24 protein-coding genes are annotated in these 21,945 nt (G+C 36.5%); 13 read left to right on the top strand and 11 right to left on the bottom strand.

What is annotated here, in order from left to right; translation table 11 throughout:
• The first annotated feature begins 224 nt into the window (after window positions 1–224).
• On the top strand, window positions 225–836 hold the full coding sequence (locus QNH20_RS22320) for an undecaprenyl-diphosphatase (RefSeq protein ID WP_283920129.1): 612 nt from the start codon (window positions 225–227) through the stop codon (window positions 834–836).
• 47 nt (window positions 837–883) lie between these two features.
• On the opposite strand, the gene arcC is transcribed toward QNH20_RS22320, so the two are convergent.
• From arcC to QNH20_RS22265, 11 genes are all read right to left on the bottom strand, one after another.
• Window positions 884–1,846: a carbamate kinase gene (gene arcC / locus QNH20_RS22315; protein WP_283920128.1), complete on the bottom strand. Its 963-nt coding sequence runs from the start codon at window positions 1,844–1,846 to the stop codon at window positions 884–886.
• 157 nt (window positions 1,847–2,003) lie between these two features.
• Window positions 2,004–3,494 carry a YfcC family protein gene (locus tag QNH20_RS22310; RefSeq protein WP_283920127.1) on the bottom strand — a complete coding sequence of 497 codons (1,491 nt, stop codon included), beginning with the start codon at window positions 3,492–3,494 and terminating at the stop codon, window positions 2,004–2,006.
• Between the two features lie 163 nt (window positions 3,495–3,657).
• The gene (locus QNH20_RS22305) at window positions 3,658–5,025 is read right to left on the bottom strand and encodes a M20 family metallopeptidase (RefSeq protein WP_283920126.1); all 1,368 of its coding nucleotides are present in this window, start codon (window positions 5,023–5,025) and stop codon (window positions 3,658–3,660) included.
• Between the two features lie 195 nt (window positions 5,026–5,220).
• Window positions 5,221–6,231, bottom strand: a complete 1,011-nt coding sequence (gene argF / locus QNH20_RS22300; protein ID WP_283923477.1) for an ornithine carbamoyltransferase — start codon at window positions 6,229–6,231, stop codon at window positions 5,221–5,223.
• 25 nt (window positions 6,232–6,256) lie between these two features.
• Complete coding sequence (gene arcA, locus QNH20_RS22295; RefSeq protein ID WP_283923476.1) at window positions 6,257–7,507, bottom strand: arginine deiminase; 1,251 nt, start codon at window positions 7,505–7,507, stop codon at window positions 6,257–6,259.
• A gap of 339 nt (window positions 7,508–7,846) precedes the next feature.
• Window positions 7,847–8,545, bottom strand: coding sequence for a Crp/Fnr family transcriptional regulator (locus tag QNH20_RS22290; protein ID WP_283920125.1), 699 nt, complete (start codon window positions 8,543–8,545; stop codon window positions 7,847–7,849).
• A gap of 31 nt (window positions 8,546–8,576) precedes the next feature.
• Window positions 8,577–9,029 carry an arginine repressor gene (gene argR, locus QNH20_RS22285; RefSeq protein WP_283920124.1) on the bottom strand — a complete coding sequence of 151 codons (453 nt, stop codon included), beginning with the start codon at window positions 9,027–9,029 and terminating at the stop codon, window positions 8,577–8,579.
• A gap of 184 nt (window positions 9,030–9,213) precedes the next feature.
• Window positions 9,214–9,642 (bottom strand): GtrA family protein, encoded by a 429-nt coding sequence (locus QNH20_RS22280; protein ID WP_283920123.1) that lies wholly within the window; start codon window positions 9,640–9,642, stop codon window positions 9,214–9,216.
• Window positions 9,629–10,624 (bottom strand): glycosyltransferase family 2 protein, encoded by a 996-nt coding sequence (locus QNH20_RS22275; RefSeq protein WP_283920122.1) that lies wholly within the window; start codon window positions 10,622–10,624, stop codon window positions 9,629–9,631. Before QNH20_RS22275 ends, QNH20_RS22280 begins: the two co-directional genes overlap by 14 nt.
• Window positions 10,602–13,196 carry a YfhO family protein gene (locus tag QNH20_RS22270; protein ID WP_283920121.1) on the bottom strand — a complete coding sequence of 865 codons (2,595 nt, stop codon included), beginning with the start codon at window positions 13,194–13,196 and terminating at the stop codon, window positions 10,602–10,604. Before QNH20_RS22270 ends, QNH20_RS22275 begins: the two co-directional genes overlap by 23 nt.
• Before the next feature lie 48 nt (window positions 13,197–13,244).
• The gene (locus tag QNH20_RS22265) at window positions 13,245–13,571 is read right to left on the bottom strand and encodes a DUF192 domain-containing protein (RefSeq protein WP_283920120.1); all 327 of its coding nucleotides are present in this window, start codon (window positions 13,569–13,571) and stop codon (window positions 13,245–13,247) included.
• A gap of 239 nt (window positions 13,572–13,810) precedes the next feature.
• Here QNH20_RS22265 and QNH20_RS22260 point away from each other — a divergent pair, with 239 nt between their 5' ends.
• The 12 genes from QNH20_RS22260 (at window position 13,811) to QNH20_RS22205 (ending at window position 21,862) form a co-directional block, all read left to right on the top strand.
• A complete protein-coding gene (locus QNH20_RS22260) occupies window positions 13,811–13,984 on the top strand; it encodes a Flp family type IVb pilin (protein ID WP_283920119.1) in 174 nt (57 codons plus the stop codon).
• A gap of 52 nt (window positions 13,985–14,036) precedes the next feature.
• Window positions 14,037–14,210 (top strand): Flp family type IVb pilin, encoded by a 174-nt coding sequence (locus tag QNH20_RS22255; protein WP_283920118.1) that lies wholly within the window; start codon window positions 14,037–14,039, stop codon window positions 14,208–14,210.
• A 52-nt stretch (window positions 14,211–14,262) separates the two neighbouring features.
• Entirely contained in the window at window positions 14,263–14,442 is a 180-nt protein-coding gene (locus QNH20_RS22250; RefSeq protein ID WP_283920117.1) for a Flp family type IVb pilin, read from the top strand.
• 88 nt (window positions 14,443–14,530) lie between these two features.
• Entirely contained in the window at window positions 14,531–15,040 is a 510-nt protein-coding gene (locus QNH20_RS22245; RefSeq protein WP_283920116.1) for an A24 family peptidase, read from the top strand.
• The gene (locus QNH20_RS22240) at window positions 15,040–15,414 is read left to right on the top strand and encodes a TadE/TadG family type IV pilus assembly protein (protein WP_283920115.1); all 375 of its coding nucleotides are present in this window, start codon (window positions 15,040–15,042) and stop codon (window positions 15,412–15,414) included. Before QNH20_RS22245 ends, QNH20_RS22240 begins: the two co-directional genes overlap by 1 nt.
• Window positions 15,415–16,332 (top strand): pilus assembly protein TadG-related protein, encoded by a 918-nt coding sequence (locus tag QNH20_RS22235; protein ID WP_283920114.1) that lies wholly within the window; start codon window positions 15,415–15,417, stop codon window positions 16,330–16,332.
• A gap of 37 nt (window positions 16,333–16,369) precedes the next feature.
• On the top strand, window positions 16,370–17,008 hold the full coding sequence (gene cpaB, locus QNH20_RS22230) for a Flp pilus assembly protein CpaB (protein WP_283920113.1): 639 nt from the start codon (window positions 16,370–16,372) through the stop codon (window positions 17,006–17,008).
• A complete protein-coding gene (locus QNH20_RS22225; RefSeq protein ID WP_283920112.1) occupies window positions 17,005–18,189 on the top strand; it encodes a CpaE/TadZ family protein in 1,185 nt (394 codons plus the stop codon). The genes cpaB and QNH20_RS22225 overlap by 4 nt, the downstream gene beginning before the upstream one ends.
• A gap of 11 nt (window positions 18,190–18,200) precedes the next feature.
• The gene (locus QNH20_RS22220) at window positions 18,201–19,544 is read left to right on the top strand and encodes a TadA family conjugal transfer-associated ATPase (protein ID WP_283920111.1); all 1,344 of its coding nucleotides are present in this window, start codon (window positions 18,201–18,203) and stop codon (window positions 19,542–19,544) included.
• Between the two features lie 2 nt (window positions 19,545–19,546).
• Window positions 19,547–20,506, top strand: coding sequence for a type II secretion system F family protein (locus tag QNH20_RS22215; RefSeq protein WP_283920110.1), 960 nt, complete (start codon window positions 19,547–19,549; stop codon window positions 20,504–20,506).
• Between the two features lie 3 nt (window positions 20,507–20,509).
• A complete protein-coding gene (locus tag QNH20_RS22210; protein WP_283920109.1) occupies window positions 20,510–21,442 on the top strand; it encodes a type II secretion system F family protein in 933 nt (310 codons plus the stop codon).
• Window positions 21,443–21,541: 99 nt separating this feature from the next.
• On the top strand, window positions 21,542–21,862 hold the full coding sequence (locus QNH20_RS22205; RefSeq protein WP_283920108.1) for a helix-turn-helix domain-containing protein: 321 nt from the start codon (window positions 21,542–21,544) through the stop codon (window positions 21,860–21,862).
• The last annotated feature ends 83 nt before the right edge of the window (window positions 21,863–21,945 follow it).

Below are 21,945 nucleotides of genomic sequence, written 5' to 3'. Positions count from 1 at the left end.
CTAGAGAAGGACTCGCCAATCGGCGAGTCTTTCATAAGTGCCTGACACCACATGAAATTAAGCTTTTAAATTAGTCTACAAGTCCATTCTTTTTCATTCTCGATGTAGGTATTGTTGTATTTTAAGAAAAAATTAAGAAATGGTTAAGGACAATTTAAAACTTATTACCCGATAATATTACAGTGCACTTAAAAAAGTGATGAATCAGGGGTGAAAAGTCAAAAATGTCTATATCGCAAGTAAATATTGATGTCTTTCGAGCAATTAATGATCTAGGAAAAGAATACGATTCCCTAAACCCAATCGCCATCTTCATAGCGGACTATATGGTGTATGTTTTATTAATAGGATTGATAGTTTATTGGTTTACCCGGACCAACCAAAATAGAATGATGGTCATTCAGAGTGTGCTTGCTTTCGTGCTTGCTGAAGTTTTTGGGAAAATTGCAGGGATATTCAATCATCATTTTCAACCATTTGTTGAGCTGACACACGTAAATAAGCTTATTGAACATGCGGTTGATAATGCGTTTCCGAGTGACCACTCCATTCTGTTTTTCTCCGTCTGTTTTTCAATTTGGTTAGTACGCAAAAAAGAAGGATGGGTATGGCTGACGGTTGCCAGTTTAGTAGGGGTTTCCCGTATTTGGGTAGGGGTTCACTTTCCAGGGGATGTTCTTACCGGTGCCCTAATCGGAATATGTGCAGCTTTCGTTGTCTACTGGATTGTTCCGAAGCTAAGCTTTATTAAATCTATCCTTATGAAATATGAAAAAGTGGAGCAATCCATATTGCCGATAAAAGCTAAGACTGTCGACCAGTCCAATGATTTTTAAAAAAGCAAAACCTCTTTGAACCTAGATTCAAAGAGGTTTTGTCATATTTAGGCAAGGACCCCTGCACCATTTAAGGTGACGACCGTTCCTGCTTTTCCGTCCATAGCATTAAATGCTTTATCTAATGAGGTGATGATTGTTTTACGATCTGGACTTGTTTCGGCAAAATTGATAGCCGCCTCTACCTTAGGGAGCATGCTCCCAGCAGCAAAATGCCCGCTTGTGATATAAGCCTGTAACTCTTCAATACTTACATCCTCTAATTTTTTCTGCGTTGGTTTATTAAAATCAATATATACATTGTCGACAGCGGTGAGAATAATGAGGGCATCGGCATCGACAAGTTCGGCTAGCTTTTGTGACGCAAAATCTTTATCAATCACCGCTTCGATTCCAAGTAAGCCATTTTCTGTTTCGACGACAGGAATCCCGCCGCCGCCGACAGAAATGACAATATTTCCTTGCTCGACGAGAGAATTGATGACTGAATGCTCGCGAATGCTTACAGGCTTTGGTGAAGGCACAACCCGCCGCCAGCCGCGTCCGGCATCTTCTTTAAAACAAGTATTCGTTTCTTCCATGATTCTCCTAGCTTCTTCTTCGTTATAGAAAGGTCCAATCGGTTTGGTTGGATTTAAAAAAGCAGGGTCATTTTGATCGACAACGACTCGGGTCACAACCGTTACCACATTTTTCGAAATACAGCGTTCTTTCAAAACTTTATCCATTGCGTTTTGCATCCAGTAGCCAATCATCCCCTGACTCATGGCACCACATGTATCAAGCGGCATCGCTGGATTTTTCACCGAATTGGCTGCAGCCTGCTGCAGTAAAATATTCCCGACCTGCGGCCCGTTACCATGGGAAATAATAATATCAATGCCTTTTTCGATAAAATCTACGAGTTGTCGTGCTGTTTTTTCAAGGGCTAATTGTTGAGCTTCTGCTGTTGCATCACCAGATTGAATCGCATTGCCTCCTAAAGCAATGACTACTTTTTGTTTTTTCATAAGGTTATCTCCTTTATTATAGTAAAAACTCTGTTAATGATAGTTTGATCTTCTTAAAAAACTAACTGTCTTTAATAGGACCGTTAGCTTTTTATAATATGGCTTTTCATATTTTTATAATCAGAATGATTTTCAACCAAGGTATTAAATTAAAATCCTAGCTCATAATGGCGGCTATACTCATAATCACCATAATGATGAGAGCTAATCCTAAAACTAATTTCCAAACGTGTTTGAGATAAGTGCTATAAGGAATACGTGCAATTGCGAGTGCTCCCATGATTACGGCACTTGTTGGCGTAACTAAGTTCACTATCCCTGAAGCACTTTGATAGGCGGTAATCACTAGATCTCTGCCAATCCCAGCAAAGTCTGCTAAAGGTGCCATAATCGGCATCGAAAGCGTCGCCAGTCCTGATGTCGATGGCACTAGGAAAGATAATGGCAAGTAAAATAAGAATGATAGATTAGTAAACAGGATAGAACCCATATTATCAAGCATGCCTTCTCCCCAATGGAGAACCGTTGACGTCATTCCTCCGGCATCCATGACAACGGTGATGCCTCGGGAAATTCCGATAATGATGGCGACACCTAATAAATCGCGTGCACCGTTAATGAATGTACTAGTGAAATTCTCTTCGCCCATTTTATAAATAAAGGCGATAATGATAGAGGATGTTAAGAATAACATCGTTAATTCCCCGAACCACCAGTCACCGAGCGGAACCATACCGCCAAGTAATTTTCCAATGAACGGAATTTTTCCTAATGCTTTAACCAAATCTTCGAAAATAGTAATATTAAATTTATAGGCCCATGGGATAACCCCTAAAATCATCACGACAAAGGTTAATCCGAATACCGAAAGAACAGCTTTTCGACGCCCAGTGAATTCAATATCCTCTGTCTTTTGTGTTAAGAAATGCTTCTCATTTTCTGTCTTCATATTGGCAATTAGGGATTTGGAAGGATCTTCTTTAACCTTTTTTGCATAGCGCATGACAAACATAATCGTAACGATTAAGGTAACAACAAGGATGATCAGACGAAGCCCCATCCCGTCACCGATGGAAACACCGGCAAATCCGGAGGCGATACCTGTTGCAAACGGGTTAACGGTAGAACCAAGGCAGCCGATGCCTGCCCCTAGAGCGATGATTGATACTGCTGTTAAGGCGTCATATCCTGCTGCAATCAACACAGGGATCAGAATAGGGTAGAAGGCGATAGTTTCTTCGGCCATCCCGTAGGTCGATCCACCGATGGCAAAAAGGGTCATCAGTATGGGAATCAGCCATTGTTCTCGTCCTTTCAATTTTCGAATGACACGGGATATCCCGGCATCGATCGCACCCGTTTTCATAACAACCCCAAGGAAGCCGCCGATGACTAGCACAAACAGGGCGATATCTTTGGCGTCAAAAAATCCATTAATTGGAGCATTTAATACTTCCCATACACCTTGAGGGGTTTGCTCTTTACTAGGTAACTGATGATACGTTCCGGCTACCGGGATTTCTTGTTGTGTCGCTTTATCCACTTTCGTATCGTACTTTCCGCCAGGGATTGCCCAGGTTAATGCTGCAATGACAACAATAATCAAAAATAATAACGTATAAGCAGTAGGCATCTTTATTTTTTTCATAGGAATTCCCCCATACAATTAGATGAAGATCTATCGGGTTAAGGTGAAACTTCCATCAATGTGGAGTTTCTTCATTCCCACTGATGGTTAGTTGAACAAATCGTTTTTTTACGGCAGCTGACCCCAATAATATTTAGCACAATTGGGTGTTATAAATGGAGTCTTACTGCTCGTTATTGCAGGATAAGAGGTAAATTGCTTTCGCATATATGTGCATTGCTTTAAACATTTCCTCTAAATCAATATGTTCATTTGGCTGGTGCTCCGTTTTCGTTTGTTGTGGAAAAACAGCTCCGAAGGCCACAAAGTTGTCCATCGCTCTGGCATAGGTAGCACCGCCTGAAGAAATTGGCTCAGAAACAAAATCACCTGTCACATCTTGATACACTTTCATTAATGTTTGAATTAAAAAATGATCTTTCGGTACATAGATTGATTTTAAATAGTCGAACTCTTTGTAGTCTAAGCCGTATTCCTTGGCGATTTTTGTGAGTGTATTCACAATCATTTGTTTATCAGCTGTCACCGGGATACGGATATCAATCGACAACCTTTCGATTTCCTCGCTTAACTCTATTTTTCCTATATTGAATTTCAATTTTCCTGATGCTTCATCTTCACATTCGCCAAAAATTTTCACCGCAAAGGGATCGTCCCTGACTAAATCATTAACAAACTCGATGGTTTTAGAGGTATACCCAATCTGCTTCAATCCAATTAGGAGGCGATTAATGGCGTTGATTCCTTTTTCAGTTACCTGGGCGTGGACGGCTTTACCTAGAACAACAACCTTATCATCGGCCATATCATAGGAGAAACCTAGCGCATCCAATGCAGCCTTTAATTCAGCTTGCTTTTCACCGGAAAATTCTGCTGTGTCAGGCACAGCATTAAAGGCATTGCCTGCTTGCAGTCTTAGCTTTGTTTCATTTTTCCCTTCTAACAGCAGCTGGAGCAGGCCTTTTTCCGCATAAACGAGAGGGAAGACGGAGTCTGGTGTAAAGCCCATACTTGGAATTTCTTCAAGCTCACAATAACGGTTCATGCAGCGCCATAGCGTTTCTTCGTCTGTTCCGAAGATAAATCGGACTCGTTTATTAAAAGTAATCCCTAGATTCATCAATGCTTTCGTGGCAAATAAGGCGGCAAGTGTCGGACCTTTGTCATCCTGTGTACCTCTTCCGTACATTTTTCCGTCTTTAATCTTTGCCTGAAAGGGAGGAGCTACCCATTCTTCGTTGCTGCCTGCGGGAACAACGTCAAGATGTCCAAGGATACCGATCATTTCTTCGCCATTTCCGATTTCAGCGTAGCCATAATATCCTTTAGGGTCAAAATACGTCCTAAAGCCCAGCTGTTCGCAAATTTCTAGTGTCTTTTTTAGGGCCAAGTCAATATTTTTACCAAAAGGGGTATCACCCTCAGTTTCATTAATCACACTCGGGATTTCGATTAGCTGCGCTAATGCTTGTTGAAAATCTCTTTCGATGTTTCTCAGCTCTGGAATTAACACTTCTGAAATGTTGTTCATGCTATTCCTCCATTTACGTTGTTTTAGACTGTTTTCGTAAAAATGCAGGTTTCAACTTTCTAGAAGTCGCTTATCAGCGGGAAATTCCGCTTTGTCAGCGAATTTACTCATCATATCAGCGAATTTCACCATTTATCGGCGAATTTAATTGATAAGGAGCAGGGAGGCGAGCAATGAGCTCGCTCCCATAATCTTTTATTCTAAATGCCCTAGTGTAGCAGCCATTACCGCTTTAATCGTGTGCATTCTATTTTCCGCTTGATCAAATACCTTTGAATGCTCGCTGCGGAAGACTTCATCCGTTACTTCCATTTCTGCAAGGCCGTGGTTATTAAAAATGTCCTTACCATAGCTTGTTTCTAGGTCATGGAAAGCAGGGAGGCAGTGTAGGAAAATCATGTTGTCGTTGCCTGTCTTTTTCACCATCTCCATTGAGACTTGATATGGGGATAGAAGGGCAATTCTTTCAGCAAATTTTGCTTCTTCACCCATAGACACCCAAACATCGGTATAAATTACATCTGCGCCGGAAACACCTTCCTCAACATCGGCGGTAACCGATACGCGGCCTCCTGATTTTTCAGCCAAGCCCTTTGCCAACTCCACGATTTCAGGAGCAGGGAACAACGATTCAGGTGCACAAATACGAACGTCCATACCAACAAGGGCGCCGCCAACAAGCAGGCTGTTAGCCACATTATTTCTACCATCGCCAACGTAGACAAATTTAATTCCTTCCAAGCGGCCAAAGTTTTCTTTTACTGTTAAGAAATCCGCAAGTGTTTGCGTTGGATGCCATAAATCGGTCAAGCCATTCCAAACCGGCACACCTGAATGTTCTGCTAACATTTCAACCTTTTTATGCTCAAAGCCGCGGAACTCGATACCGTCAAACATACGTCCCAATACCTTTGCTGTATCTTCAATCGATTCTTTTTTACCAAGCTGGATATCATCTTTTCCTAAATATTCTGGATGTGCGCCAAGATCTGTACAAGCAACAGTGAAAGCGCAGCGTGTGCGAGTTGAAGGTTTTTCAAAAAGCAACGCAATGTTTTTGCCTTCCAAATGGCGGTGCGGAATGCCATGTTTTTTCTCATCTTTTAATTTCATTGCTAAATCGATTAAATAAACAAACTCTTCTTTTGAAAAATCTTTTTCACAAAGAAAGCTCTTGCCGTAAAATTTAGGTGCTGTGATTACCATTGTCATCTTTCTCCTTTTGATAAAATTATTTGTGTAAGTCTTCACGAACAATTGGCATACTCATGCAGCGAGGACCCCCACGGCCACGGGATAATTCCGAGCTTGAGATTTCAATTACCTCTATTCCGTGCTGACGCAATAATTCATTGGATATATAGTTTCTGTCATAGGTGACGACAACGCCTGGTGCGATCGCTAATGTGTTTGAACCATCATTCCATTGTTCACGTGAAGCCGCGATTTCGTCACCGCCGCCACATGGAATTAAGATGAGTTCATTTAATCCCAAAACTTCTTTCAATGCTTCCTGAAGGTTGGTGCGGTGTGTAATGTTGACATGCTGATCATCAACACCTTTTTCAAGAATGTAGACATTCATATTGCCTTGTGGTCCTTGAATTTCAGGGTGGATCGTAAATTTATCGTAATCTACCATCGTAAATACGGTATCAAGGTGCATAAAGGCACGGCATTTTGGAATTTCCACGGCGACTACTTTTTTAATCGTATCTTGTCTTTTGAATAGGTTTAGCGCAATTTTTTCAACCGCACGGGCAGATGTCCTGGCGGAAACGCCGATTGCCACTACTTCATCACTAAGAATGAGTTCATCTCCGCCTTCAATCGAGAAGCCAAAGTCACGGTCTAACCATACAGGAACATCATGGTCGGCAAATCGCGGATGATGCTTAATGATGTATTGCATGAACAAGGATTCGCGCCTTCGTGCAGGTTCCCGCATCCTGTTAATCGATAGACCGTTTCCTATGCTTGCTGCCGGGTCACGGGTAAAATAAAGGTTTGGCATTGGGTCTAAATAGAATGGATAGTGATCTTCCATTAATTCGTAAAGGTGAGACTTCTTCTCTGCTTCTATCTCTTTTTTAAGAATCCCGCTCATTACTTTGTCAACCATGTCAGCCGTAGAAAAAGAAAGAAGATATTCCTTTAACACGTGGGCTGCTCCGTTGACATTTGCCTTGCTTTCTCGTAAAATATCATCAATAAATTGTTTTTTTATCTCTGTATTACTTAATGTTTCAACCACCAATTTTTCGAGGTATAGAACTTCTATGCCTCTATTTTTTAATGTCTCGGCGAAATAATCATGCTCTCTCTGGATAATCGGTAAATAAGGAATATCATCGAATAAAAGTCGCTGCAGATATTCAGGCGTTAGATTTTCTACTTCTTTACCAGGACGTTTCAGTAAAACTGTTCTTAAAGTACCGATTTCTGAGGTAACATGGATCGGGTGCTTTAATTTTTTTTGCATTTCCTGCTGAGTAGTGATTTCTGCTATACTGCTCATTTTTTTTCCTCCCTTTTTTGAACTATCCTTGCTACACCTTCATTCTAAATGATGTAAGACCTTTCCTTTGTAATAGCGCTTACAAACAAAATGTAATAATCCTAACGTTTTTTTGTCGTTCATATAAATTCAGTTGTATAAATATGTATAATTTAATACGATTCAGTCTTTTCAGTGGTAATACCCTGAATAATCCTTGAATGTCATAATAAGTTCACAGATAAAGTTCTAAAATTAAGAAAATTATGGAGCAAAAGAAAAAGGCTGACCCGAAATAAAAACGGGCCAGCCTTTATTATGTATTCATATTTCTTTAAAATAATCCGGTTGATGGATTCTCATTTTTTTGGACCTAACCGAGATAATCTTCTCTCTTTTTAACTGGTTAATAAGCAGACTAACCGTCTCCCTTGTTGTTCCAGATAGCTTAGAAATGTTGGCGGCAGTAAGGGGACATGGGATAACAACCTCATTGTCATCCTTCACCCCGAGATCCTCCATTAAAAATTGAATCGAATGCAACACGCGTTCTTGAGCATGAGGAATAAGGATTCGTTGTACACGTTTCTGATGTAGATCGAGAATATCTGATAGTTTAGTAATAATAGATAGTAATTGCTTTGGATTGGTTTTGAGTATTTCCTCTAAGATGTGGGTTTGGACGAAGTACAGATGAACATCGGTAACGGCAATGGCAGTGTCGTGGTAAACCGTATCGTGAAAAATCCCGCCAGTAGGAAACATTTGATTTTTTTTAATAAAGTCTAAATAAAGCATGCTGCCCTCTTCACTGGCACGTTCAAACATTACATACCCATCAAGCAAAAAAAAGAGTTTGTCGCGCGGGTCCCCCTGCATAAACAGACATTGGTTCTTTTTGTAACTGCGGAAATAAAAATAAGGCAGGTATTTTTTTAATGTTTTTGCAGACAGGCAGGAAAAAACATCAAATTGCTGTAAATCAGAAAGCACATCCATATTGATCACAGGCGAATTGAGCATCGAACTCTCTCCTTATCATGTGATTTTTTCGTTACTTTTGATATAAATCGATTTTCTGCTTGATGCTGGTAGCCTCATCTGGTGTGCGGCAAATAATTAAACATGTATCATTGCCACAAATGGTGCCGGCTTTACCGTCGATTTCCATTGAATCAAACAGCGCCCCAAATGAATGGGCATGTCCTGGCAGCGTTTTAATGATCACAAAATAGTTAATGACCTCCATCCCAACAAGCGCATCCTTCATTTTATGGCGCAGCTTTTCAGAAATCAAATGGTCCTGATCAATTTGAAAACTATATTTCAAACTGCCGTCTTTGGAAGGGACCTTGATCAGTTTCAATTCACGAATGTCCCTGGAGATGGTTGCCTGAGTCACTTGCAAACCGCTAACATGGAGTAATTGCCCCAGCTCTTCCTGCGTCTTTATCTCATGTTCTGAGATAAGTTTTGAAATCGTTTGCAATCTCATCTCTTTTTTCATAGGTCATACTCGCTTTCTATAGAATTCTTTCATTTACATCATATTGCCAATTACTCTCAAATGGTATGAACAAATGGTGAACAAATTTTTTCAAATACTATATTTTCAGCTGCAAACATAAAATTAGGGGTGAAAAAGTTAACTTTTTCACCCCTTTTTAAATAATTAAATATCGTTATTTATTTTACCTTTTATCATTCAATCCTAAGTTGCTAGTTTGTTCCTTAAAGGTCCAGAAATTATTTAGCAAGAAATTTATTATTGGAATACATATAACTACGATCATTTGACCAAATGAATAGTGAATAGAAAGAATATCCACTGTAAAATACATAATTAAACTATTTAGCATTAATCCATTTATTGATACTATCACATATTTAATTAATAAATATTTTTGGTTCTTGCTGTTTGCTTTAAAAGTATATTTTCTGTTTAATACAAAGGATAAAATTACAGTTAAAATAAATCCAATAATTGAACTTAAAATAGGATTTACCCCAAAAAGCTCAACCAAAATAACAAGTGTAAAAAAGTGAACAATAGTCCCAATTATCCCAACAAATCCATAGAAAATTACTTTTTGTAAACGAGATTTTTTATACTTCAACATAATTTCTTTTCAATTCTTTGGTCTCGGTTTTATTAGTGAGATTTCCTGAAACCATTACATTTTCAATTAAGTATCTTGGCCTGCCTTTTACCTCTTTATAAATAGCTGATAAATACTCTCCGAATACACCGAGGCTTATCATAAAGACACTGCCAATAATAAGTTGTAATAGAATAACTGTTGTAAATCCTGTTAAGGCATTTCCGTTGATTTTTTGGTAAAGTGTCTGGATTCCTAAGAAAATGGCAGCTATAAAAAATAGTAGTCCAACTATACTAACAAACCTTAATGGTAAAGAAGAAAATGATACAACAGCATTTAAAGCCAGCTTAATTAGCTTTGTAAAACCCCATTTTGGTTCACCGTCAATTCTTGGAGATACATCAAACTCACATTTAATTTTTTTAAATCCCAACCATGCTGTCATTCCTCGAAAGAAAGTGTCTTTTTCTGGCATCTTCTTCCATGCCTCTAAGACTTTTTTATCTAGTAATTTATAGTCTGAAGCACCTTTAAGATTGTACCCTGTGAATCTTTTCAATATCCAATAGAAAAAGTTAGCACCTAGCCGGTATCGGAGTTTTTCTTTCCCTCTTTCCCTCTTTACACATTCAACTATTCCAACTTCATCTTCCTTCCATATATTTATCATTTTTGGAATTAATGATGGTGGATGTTGCAAATCGGCATCCATTATGATGACAGCTTCGCCTGCTGCATGTTCTAACCCCGCCACAAGTGCTGATTCTTTGCCAAAGTTTCTACTTAATCTAATGATGAACAGGTTAGGCAGACTATTTAGATGATTAGATATTTCCATCCATGTATTATCTGTAGAACCATCATCGACAATAATAATTTCATATTTTTGAGTTACGTTTCTTATTTCATTCTCTATCACTTTTAGGGAATGAATAATATGGCTTCCTTCGTTATATACGGGGATTACAAGTGTTATATTAGGATCGAATTTCTTCAACATTTTTAAGCACCCTCTTTTCCTTAAAATATTCCACCAAGAAGATTTTTAGAAAAATCAATAAGCTCATTAAAGTTATAAAACTACCTAAAATAAAACCTTTAGGTATAAACGTCATTTGCAAGTGATATTCACCTTTATTTAATGGAATTCCCATAAAAGATCCAAAAACTTTTATTGGTTTTACAGTTTCTCCATCAATAGCTACTCTCCAGCCCTCATCCCAAGGAATAGAAAGAAACAATAGTTGGTTGTCCTGCTTTATATTTATGTTTGCTTCCATTGTATTTTCTTCTTTGTGTGTCATTATAAAAGAATTTCTGTCAATCGAATTCAAGTTGTTATTGAAATCCTTAGAGTTTGTGATATAGAACAAATCACTAGCAAATTTGACATGATCTTTATTAAGATTTAGTTCAATAACCACTTGTTCATTCCTAAATTTACCTACCTCAAAAATCCCCATAAATTGAGTTTTGAGGTAGTCACCTATTTCTTTATTATTAATAGTCATTTTAATATTTTCTGGATTAGTCAAGATGTTCTGAATGTCCATTAAGTCGAATAATGCATAAAAGTTGGCTTCATCTTTAATATTAAAAGTGTACTTAATTTTAATATCTTTTTCTTTTTTGATTCTTGTAAATTGTTTTCCGTTTTCTAATTCTTTAAATGTTGCATTCTGATATTCTACTTTTTCTGGAGATATCGGAATAAATAATGGATCTTTCGAATGAAAAATTGTTTCATAAATCTTATTTTGAAGTTTAAAAGGATTTTTATAATGATCTATTTGTATATTGGTAACGTCTTCCCTTATTTGATAACCAATTGGTAAAGAGTTGATATTTTTGTAAATGTACAATTTCTTCATCCTTGATATTAGTTCAAAGCCTTCTTTATCCATCTCATTAGAGCTTATAAAATATTTTAAACCTAAGATTGAATCTGTAAGAATTGTACTCCCTTTTTTATTGTAATTTGCTTTTCTGGCATAAAATCCTAACGAACTTATTGTTCTAATTAGATCATTATTTACCATTGAACTGGAATGACCAAGACTTCCCAGTCCAAGTGTTAATGAATCATTGTTAGTCTTGTTTAAATTTGATTCAACTCGATAATAGGGAGTTAAATCAGTCTTTTTAATTTGGTTAATAGCAGCTTTATAATCGTTATAAATGGTGTATTGTGCACGATTAGGGCGCCCTAATTCCTTATAAATATTAGAAATAATAACGGTACTATTAAATAATAATTCTACACTTGTAAAAAGAAAGAATATTAAAAATCCAAGACCTTTAAGGTTGAATTTTTTTATATATAAGATAATAGAAAACAGAGAAATAAAGGCTATATTTATAACAAGGCTATACACTCCATTATTTGCTAAAGCAGCTGCAGTTAGGATAAAAACGTTAATAAACAATAGAAGTAAAAACACTCTAAATCTGATTGAATGAACTTTTTCATAAGCTGCTACACTTATATAAAATAGGATGAAAGAAAAAATAAAAGAATACCTAAACGGAAACCAATTTGGTTCATCTCCTGCCTGCCAGAAAAGATTTAGGGGTGGTATAACAAAACTAATGGCCATAATAATTAGTAAAATGCCCCATTTCATTTTTTCAAATCTATTGATTTTACTAATGAAAAAGGCTGGTACCAACAATAGAATGAATGAACCAATATATATGTTAGGGGATCCCATTCTAACAGAGTCATATTCACCAATTAAAAATTTGAATAAAAAATTATTATCTTGACCACTAGAAAAATTTCCAAAAGAACCTAATGATTGTAAAAGTTGAAAGAATGTAGGAACCATTAAAAAACTTGAAATACCAATAGAAATGAATGTTCCTTTTAAAAATTTTAAAATAATTGCCTTTATCTGTTCTGTTGATTTTAGTTTTCGCTGTCCAAAAAGATCAATTATAAAATAGAAGAAAATGAACAACCCTAACATATAAGCAATATAAAAATTTGCAATAAAGGAAAGTGATTGTAAAAAAATATAGGGGATTAAGCTCTTATTCCGTAAAATTGAATCTACTGAAAGGACCAATAATGGTAGTAAAATAACTCCATCTAACCACATGACATTATAATAATATGAAAGGTTATAGGACATCAGTGCATAGAAGGAAGAAAACAATACCACTTCATAAAATTTTAATGTTTTAAATCTTTTAGTCATAAAGAAACTGATCGTTACTCCGCATAATCCAATTTTGGTTAAAATAATTAGTAATACAGCTTCAGGAAAAAGTCCTTTTGGAAATATAAAAAGAATAACCAATAGCGGACTTGCGGTATAGTATGCAATGTTACCAATGAAATTTGACCCTAATCCTGCATTCCAACTGTATAATAAGCTATCATTCCCCTTAATAGCTTCTAAAAGATAACTATAATAATGTATGTATTGAAAATATAAATCTGTTGTTAAAGCAATATTGTTACCGTAGGGATAAATTTTAAACATCACAAATACTATACTTAAGATGAGCACTGGAAAAATAAAGGATAAAATAGATAATGATAAACTTGTTTTTAATATCCCTTTCAACGGATACCCTCCTAATAATTACTTCGTTTACGAGTATGTATTTAAAACTCACCAATAAAGTTTTATTCCATTCCTGATTCCGAATTTTTTAATCGATCCTGCTGGAAGTTCTAATGTAGAGTAAGCCTCATTAATTGGTTTCGTAATTTTCCATGGTTTTAATTCATTAAAAACTTTTACAACTTCTTTTCTTTCATTTAAAAGAACAACATCAATTGGAAACTTCATAAAAAACATATGGACAGCATTACATGGTACAATCCAGAGTCCTTCATTTTCTATCGGATCCTTTCGAAACATTAATCCTCTAAACCTTTTAAAAAAACCATCAGCATGGTTAATTTTGTATGGGATCCTAATAGTATTTTCTTTCATATTATGTGTGCCTCCTTTGATTAATCATTCAATAAGTTCATTATATTAAACTTTGTGTTCTTTTAAAAGAACGAAATAGTAAGATAAGTTAAGAAAAAAAGAGAAAAGAAGAGAAAAACAGTAAAGTAATCGTTAAAACGAACGAAAATGGACATTTTCAAATTAATTTGTTCGTTTTATATTTAAATTAAGTTCTTAATATAGAACCTAAAATAATAAGGTTAGTAGGAGGAAAACAAATGTTAGAAAAAATGAAGAATCTTGTTGTTGAAGAAGAAGGGCAAGCTTTAACGGAGTACGGGTTAATTATTGCGTTAGTTTCCGTACTATTAGCAGGGTCATTAATTTTATTTAAAGACCAACTGGTAAAGGTGTTTGATAATATTAAAACTGCATTAACGAAAACGTCCTAATTCATCATAATACTTAATAATTATTCTTATTTTTCTTGGGAGGAGGGGTAATATGATCCAAAAAATGAGGAATTTAGTGGTTGAAGAAGAAGGTCAGGCTTTAACCGAGTATGGTTTAATTATTGCGTTAGTTTCCGTACTATTAGCAGGGTCATTAATTTTATTTAAAGACCAACTTGTAACGGTGTTTGAAAATATTAAAACTGCATTAACGAAAACGTCTTAATTCGTCATAATACTTAATAATTATTCTTATTATTCTTGGGAGGAGGGGTAATATGATCCAAAAAATGAGGAATTTAGTGGTTGAAGAAGAAGGTCAGGCTTTAACCGAGTATGGTTTAATTATCGCCTTAGTTTCCGTACTATTAGCAGGGTCATTAATTTTATTTAAAGAGCAACTGGCAGGTGTATTTACAAAAATAAATGGTTATTTAAATGGTACAACAAAATCATAAAAATTAAAGATATTATTCAATTAAGCTCATTAGAAGCCCTGCTTTTATAAAAGTAGGGCTTAATTCTTAAAAACCGAGGTAAATCTAAATGATTATTGAAATCGTCTTAGTGACAATATTGATCATTTCACTTTATACAGATATAAGGGATAGGAAGATCTTAAACATTGTAACTCTTCCAACAATTTTATTTGCTTTTATTTTTCATATAGGCACTCAAGGGATGGAAGGCTTTCTTTTTAGTGGCAAGGGATTTCTTACAGGATTAGGTTTACTGATCATTCCCTATTTGTTAGGTGGTATGGGTGCAGGCGATGTTAAGCTGATGGCTGCGATTGGTGCCTTAATGGGTACTAATTTTGTTTTTTATTCATTTATATATACCGCATTGATTGGAGGGGTCATTGCATTAGTGTTAATCATCAAACAAAAGGGTCTTGTTAATTCAATGAAATCGTTTTTTTATACCATAGTCTTTTTTCGAAGTAACCTGGGCTCGATGTTACTTGGAAAAGACAAACATTCAAGTATTTCATTCCCTTATGGTATTGCAATCGTATTAGGAACATTATGTTCACTTATATGGGGTGGATTTTAATGAAATCGGAAAAAGGCCAATCGCTCGTAGAGTTTGCATTAATCCTGCCGTTACTAGTTTTAATGTTGTTTGGAATTATTGACTTTGCTCGAATCTTCCACGTATATCTGACAATGGATCATGCTGGAAGAGAAGCTGCACGTGCTGCTAGTATTGGCAAGGATGATACTTTTATTAAACAAACTGCCCTTGATAATGCGAAAAGCATAAATTTAGTAGCGGGTAGAGTGGGGATTTCTCCGGTAGGAACCAAAAAATCAGGAGATAATGTCACAATTACCATTACTTATCCAATAGATTTTCTTACTCCGGTTATTGGTAAAATAGTTGGACCGCTAACATTAGAGGATAAAACGGTGATGAGGGTGGAATAGATGAAAAGACTATTTAGATTATTAAAACTAAAGGGTGAAAATGGTGCTTCGTTGGTAATAGTTGCCCTATCAATGGTTGCTCTTTTAGGCTTTACTGCTTTAGCGATAGATGGAGGAAGGCTTTACTCTGAGAAAAGCAAACTCCAAAAGGCTTTGGATTCAACAGTTTTAGCAGGTGCACAAGGACTACGCACCAGCGAGGCTAGGGCCATAGAGATTGCAAAAGACATTTCTGATAAAAATGGTTATAAAGTATCCGAAAGTGAACTAACTTTAACAAACAGTTCTATTAAAGCGACTAAAAAAGTTAATGTTCCTATGACCTTTGCCAAAGTTATCGGTGTGAACAACACAACTGTCAGCGCAACAGCAAAAGCAGTTGTGCTCCCATTAAAAAAAGCAAGTGGAGTGGCACCAATTGCTATAGAGAAAGATGCTATTGTTCCAGGCAGTACTGCATTAAATTGCGGGAGTGACACCGGAAACAATAAAGGAAACTGCGGATTTCTTAGATTTGATGAAAATGGGGCACAGGCCCTCAAGGACGCCATAATAAATGGCGGGACATATGCAGTAGATGATAAAGTTGTTGAAACAGAACCTGGGGCAATGGTTGGTCAAGTGAAAGATGCTATTGATACATTAATAGCAATGGACAAGGATAAACCACATTGCAAAAGTGCAGCTACAGCTGATAATTCATGTGCAAGGGTCATTACAATAGTTGTAATTGATACATGGGTTGGAGCAAACGGGCAAACCGAACGAAAAGTAGTGGGATTGGCTTCCTACTGGATTGAAGGAATGCAGGGAAAAGCTATTATCGGACAATTTATACAAGAGGTTGACGCAGGTGAAATTGGCAATGGGACAGAAATAGGTGAATATAATTTGTACGGTGTCAAACTCGAAGAATAAAAGCAGTTGTCAAAGGCTAGTAGGAGGATAACTAAAAATGAATACAAAAAAAATTTGGGTAATTTCATTAATATTAGGAATAATTGTGGCGGGATTGGTTTACATTACTATCTTTGCTAAAGAAAATGCAGCTACTCCTGCTAGTACTTCAGTTAGTCAGGAAAAAGCAAACAATAAAAAGTCTAATGAGCAAACAGAAAAAGCGAAACAGGATGAAAAAGAGAAAAAAGCTGAAAAGGAAAAAGCCCTTGAAAGGGAATTCAAAAATCCTATTGTGGATGTAACTAAAGGAAAAAGGGCTATGTCGATAAAAATTAATATGGAACAGGGTGTTTCGGGTTATATCGCACCTAATTCAATGGTAGATGTAATTGCTTATGAAACAACAAAAGACGAGGCAACAAAAAAAGAGCATAAATCAGCGGTGCTAATCCTTGAAAATGTGAAGGTTCTAACTTCAGGTAAATCATCTGACAATAAAGATGAGGTCCTCCATTATGAAACGGTTACCTTAGAGGTCACGGCAGAAGAAGGGGTCATGTTGGGATTAGCAGCAAAAGACAAAGACGGATTCTATTTAATGCTTCGAAACCAAGAAGACAAAGAAACAGGGAAAAAAGGCTTAAAGCAAACAAGAGAAGTAATCAAAGATGACACAGAGGAGGAAAAGAAATGAGTATAAACTGGGTTTATTTTTCCGATACCAATTCTTCTCCTGGAGAAATTAAAAAGCTTCTAGAAAAACAACAATATCAAGTTTTGTCAGCAGATCAATTTGATAAGTTACATCCTCTTTTGATGGGGAATAATCAGTCAGTGTTATTCCTGGAAGCACACACACATTTTAATGTTTATGATCTGTGTCAGGAAATCTCCGTGCTTTACCCTCATGTTTATATTATTTTAATAGTTCCTGAAGCTATGGAAAACCTGAAGAAGGCCATGCTGATGGGAGCTTCCGATACTCTTCGTACTACATATGACCTTGGGGAACTTTCTGAAGCGGTCGCACATGCAAAGAAATTTATGCATCACCGCGCCAAAATGGAACCTAATTTGATGAATCCTGTAAAAGAGAAAAGCAGAGTAATCGCAGTTTCCAGCCCAAAAGGTGGTGTTGGCAGAACAGCTTTAACCGTTAATCTTGCCGTTGCGTTTGCCAAGATGGGAAAGAAAGTAGCAGTGATTGACGGCAATCTTCAATTTGGCGAAGTGGGTATTTATTTTAATGTAAAGCCGAAAAGAACGATTTATGAATGGGTAAAGGAAGGATATGGCCGTGCCAATTATTCCATTAATCAATATATGACTCTAGTTGATGGAGATGTCTCTGTTCTCGCGTCTCCACCCCGGCCGGAATTCTTTGAAGGGATTTCCGAAAAACACTTGAAAGATGCCATCGAAGAAACAAGAAATATATTTGATATTATCTTAATTGATATGCCTGTCTATTTATCCGACATTCACTTACGCTGTTTGGATTTAGCAGATGAAATAGTACTCTTAACTCTCAATGAAATATCAGGTCTACGATTATGCCAGCTTTATTTAGATACATTAGAAACTATTCATCTAAAGGATAAAGTAAAACTAGTGTTGAATCGTCATGTAAAGGGGCAAGGGCTTGAACTAAAGAGAATCCAAGAAATTTTGACGATAGATGTTTATCATACCCTGCCTGATCAGATGAATATCGTTTCCTCTTCGATCAAAACGGGACAGCCGTATTTATTATCAAATCCTAGAAGCAGTATTGGTAAGGCGGTTTTGAGTTTATCAGAGAAGCTTTTTGAACAAAAAAGCGCTAGTGAAGTGACAACGAAAAAAGAGAAAAAATGGTTTCATGTAGGAAAGTGAGGTGGTGAAATATGTCACTATTAAAAAGGTATATAGAAGGTGCCAGTGTTAGTAATGCGACTAAGGATCTTCAGGAGCTTCCGGTTCTTAAAAGAACAGATGAATTTTGGCAGATAGAAGCGGCTCTCCATGATTATCTATTAGATGAACTGAAAAAATCACCTGGCCAAAATAAAGAAGAAGAAAAACAAAAAATAGACATATGGAGCCAGACTTTTTTTGACCAACAAGTCAGCAGGCTAACATTTGAAGAAAAGCTAGATATTTTGAACTACGTAAAAGATGAGTTATTGGCCTATGGCCCAATTACTCCTTTATTAGAGAACCCCGTTATAACGGAGGTAATGGTTAATAGCTATGATGAAGTTTATTATGAGAAGAATGGAAAAATTTATAGGAGTAATGTAAATTTTACTGATAATCAACATGTTCTTCGTGTGATCGAGCGAATTGTATCACCGATTGGACGACGAATTGATGAAAGTTCACCAATGGTGGATGCTCGTCTTCCAGATGGTTCACGTGTAAATGCAATTATTCCTCCACTTGCTTTAAAAGGGCCGAGTGTAACTATTCGAAAATTCTCCGATACACCCTTTACAATTAATGATTTGGTTCATTTTGGTACCTTAACGAAAGATATGGCTGAATTTCTTGATATTTGTGTAAAATCAAGCCTCAATATCTTTATAAGCGGAGGTACAGGTTCAGGAAAAACTTCAACCTTAAACGTTTTATCTTCATTTATACCTAATGAAGAACGGATTGTTACGATTGAGGATGCCGCAGAACTAATGCTTCATCAGGAACATATTGTTTCTTTGGAATCCCGTCCTCCAAATATTGAGGGAAAAGGACAGATAACAATTCGGGATTTAGTACGTAACTCACTCCGGATGCGTCCAGACCGAATTGTTGTTGGGGAGGTTCGCGGAGCTGAAGCATTAGATATGCTTCAAGCAATGAATACCGGTCATGACGGAAGCTTAAGTACTGGACACGCCAACTCACCAAGAGATATCCTTTCCAGATTGGAAACGATGGTATTAATGGCAGGGTTTGATCTTCCTGTCCGGGCAATACGAGAGCAGATTGCAAGTGCCATCGACTTAATTGTTCACCAGGCAAGGATGAAGGACGGTACGAGAAAAATAACTCATATTACAGAAGTGCTAGGAATGGAAGGGGACACTATTGTTCTTCAGGACATTTATCTTTTTAAAGAAACAGGATATGTTAAAGGCGGACGGATTGAGGGAAGATTTATCAGTACTGGAATTCGTCCAAAGTTTGCAGAAAAGCTTGAAGTTAATGGATATTCTTTACCAGCCTCATGGTTTGTGGGAGAGTGGTAGAAATGGGGATAGCATTAAAAATAATAGCTATTTTCTTGATTTCTAGTAGTTTAGTATATCTTATCTTAAAAGGATATATATATAAGAAAAAATTAAATAAACGAATTATTGAATTTTTACCCTTGCTTCAAGTAGATGACGCAGAAAGTAAGCAAAAAAGTACTCCATTTTTTAAGCAATTTTTTATGTCAGTTGCGACTGTTTTTAAGGATGTCCAATTTAGTGGATCTACAGAGAAATTATTACTAGAAGCCGGAAGTGAACGAAGGCCGGAAGAGTTCTTGGCTTTAAGACTACTTTCATCTGTTGGAATAGGTCTGATAACAATATTATTTGGACTATCATGGTATATATGTGCAATTAGTATCATTATCGGATATTTCATTCCAAAATATCATTTAAAAAGAAAAAGAAAAAAACGGTTAAATCTCTTATCTTATCAGTTAATTGAAGTATTAGGGATAATGGCGAATTCCTTAAGGGCGGGCTTTAGTTTTATGCAAGCAATGCAGCTAGTTGGTAAAGAAGTACCCGATCCACTTGGTCCTGAATTTGACCGGGTTGTCAGACAGACAGGATTAGGAATTCCATTAGAAGAGATTTTTGAAGAATTAGTTGACAGATTGCCTAACAAGGAACTTGAGGTAGTGGTTAGGGCAATATTGGCGCAAAGAAAAAGTGGTGGAAACCTGGCTGAATTACTTGAAACAATGGAAGAGACTATTAGAGGCAGGGTCAGAATTCTAGAAGAATTGAATACCCTAACTTCACAGGGAAGATTGTCGGCATGGATCATTACTTTGCTTCCAATTGGGCTTGGGCTATACCTCGCATTTGTGACAGGGGATTATTTTCAGCCTATGCTTGATCATCCGTTGGGATGGACCTTACTTTTTGTTAGCATTGTTTCAAATATTATTGGATGGTTGTTTATTCAAAAGATTATCAAAATTGAGGTGTAGTAAATGAAGGATATCTTTTTCTTCCTGTTAATAGCAGCATTTATTACTTTCCTTCTTGCGGGAATATTGTTTACTATTTTTCAAAGGAGAATCGCATTTGATAGCCGTATAAACATGTATTTTGATGAACCAATTAGCAGGCAAAAAGAGGAGCAATTTACGAAAAGAAAAGAGAGTAGACTTGGAACCCTTTTTCAAAATTACTGGAATAAAGGAACACAATGGCTAAATAAGAAAGTGTCAAGAACTGAGAGGAAAAAATTAGACATGCTTCTTAGAGATGCGGGTTATCCATTCAAATCAGCAATTGATTTTAGATTATTCCAACTTGTACTAAGTGCTGCGTTAACTTTACCTATTATTCTTTTGATTATGCCTGCAACAGATAACAAAATGTTAACTGGGTTGTATGCTATAGTAATGGTAATTTTAGGTTTACGGTTTCCAGTGTTTTATCTTGGGAAAAAAAAGACGGCAAGAATTAAGGAAATAAATAAGTCAATGCCTGATTATTTTGATACTGTAAACCTTTTGTTAGAGGCAGGGATGGGACTTGATTTGGCTCTCGCAGAGGTGTCCCAAAAAATTAAAGGTCCCCTTTCAGATGAATTTCAACAAGCTTTAGAGGATATGAAACTAGGAAAGTCCAGAAGAGAGGCATTTTATGAGCTTCGAAAACGTGTTCCCTCGGAATCCTTACAAAGTATCATCACGTCGATCATTCAAGCAGATCAACTTGGCATTGGGATGACAAAAGTAATAGGTAATCTTACAATACGTATTCGTGAGCAGCGGCGTGAGGCAGCCCGGGAGCAGGCAATGAAAGCACCAGTAAAAATGTTATTTCCTATGGTTTTGTTTATCCTTCCTTCGTTATTTATTATCATACTAGGACCTTTTGCTATTCATTTAATAACAAAAGGTCTTGGCGGGTAGGTAATTAACCATAAATATCCGATACATTTATTTCAATTGTTCCTTTATTGCTTAATTGAAAAATGGTTGAATTCCTGTAGGAACAAAAGGAGGGATACGATGGATGGAAGTAAACTCAAAGGGTTACGAAAAGACAAGGGGTATTCGTTGACTAAGTTAAGTAAACTTACCGGTATTTCAAAGTCTTATTTAAGTCTAATCGAACGGGGCATCCAAAGGAATCCCAGTTTAGATATCTTAGAGAAACTTGCAAAGACGTTTGCAGTTGAAGTGGATGATTTTGTGAAAAATAATAAAGCTGAAGAGAAACATTCAGTTAAGAGCATTTTAAAAGTGGAAATTGAATTATCTGAGGATCAATTAAACCCTCAGAAATTAAAACAAATAAAAGAGTTAATAAATGCGATTAATACAGAATAACAATTGTAAAGAGTTCGGTTTTCCTAGTTGAAAATTGTTCTCTTTTTTATTGCTCAAAAATCTTTCCTCAATAAACGAGTCCG

This window comes from Neobacillus sp. WH10, assembly GCF_030123405.1.
Lineage (GTDB): Bacteria > Bacillota > Bacilli > Bacillales > Cytobacillaceae > Neobacillus.
The sequence above is the reverse complement of the archived record's forward strand: the minus strand, read 5'-3'. Positions and strand labels throughout refer to the sequence as shown.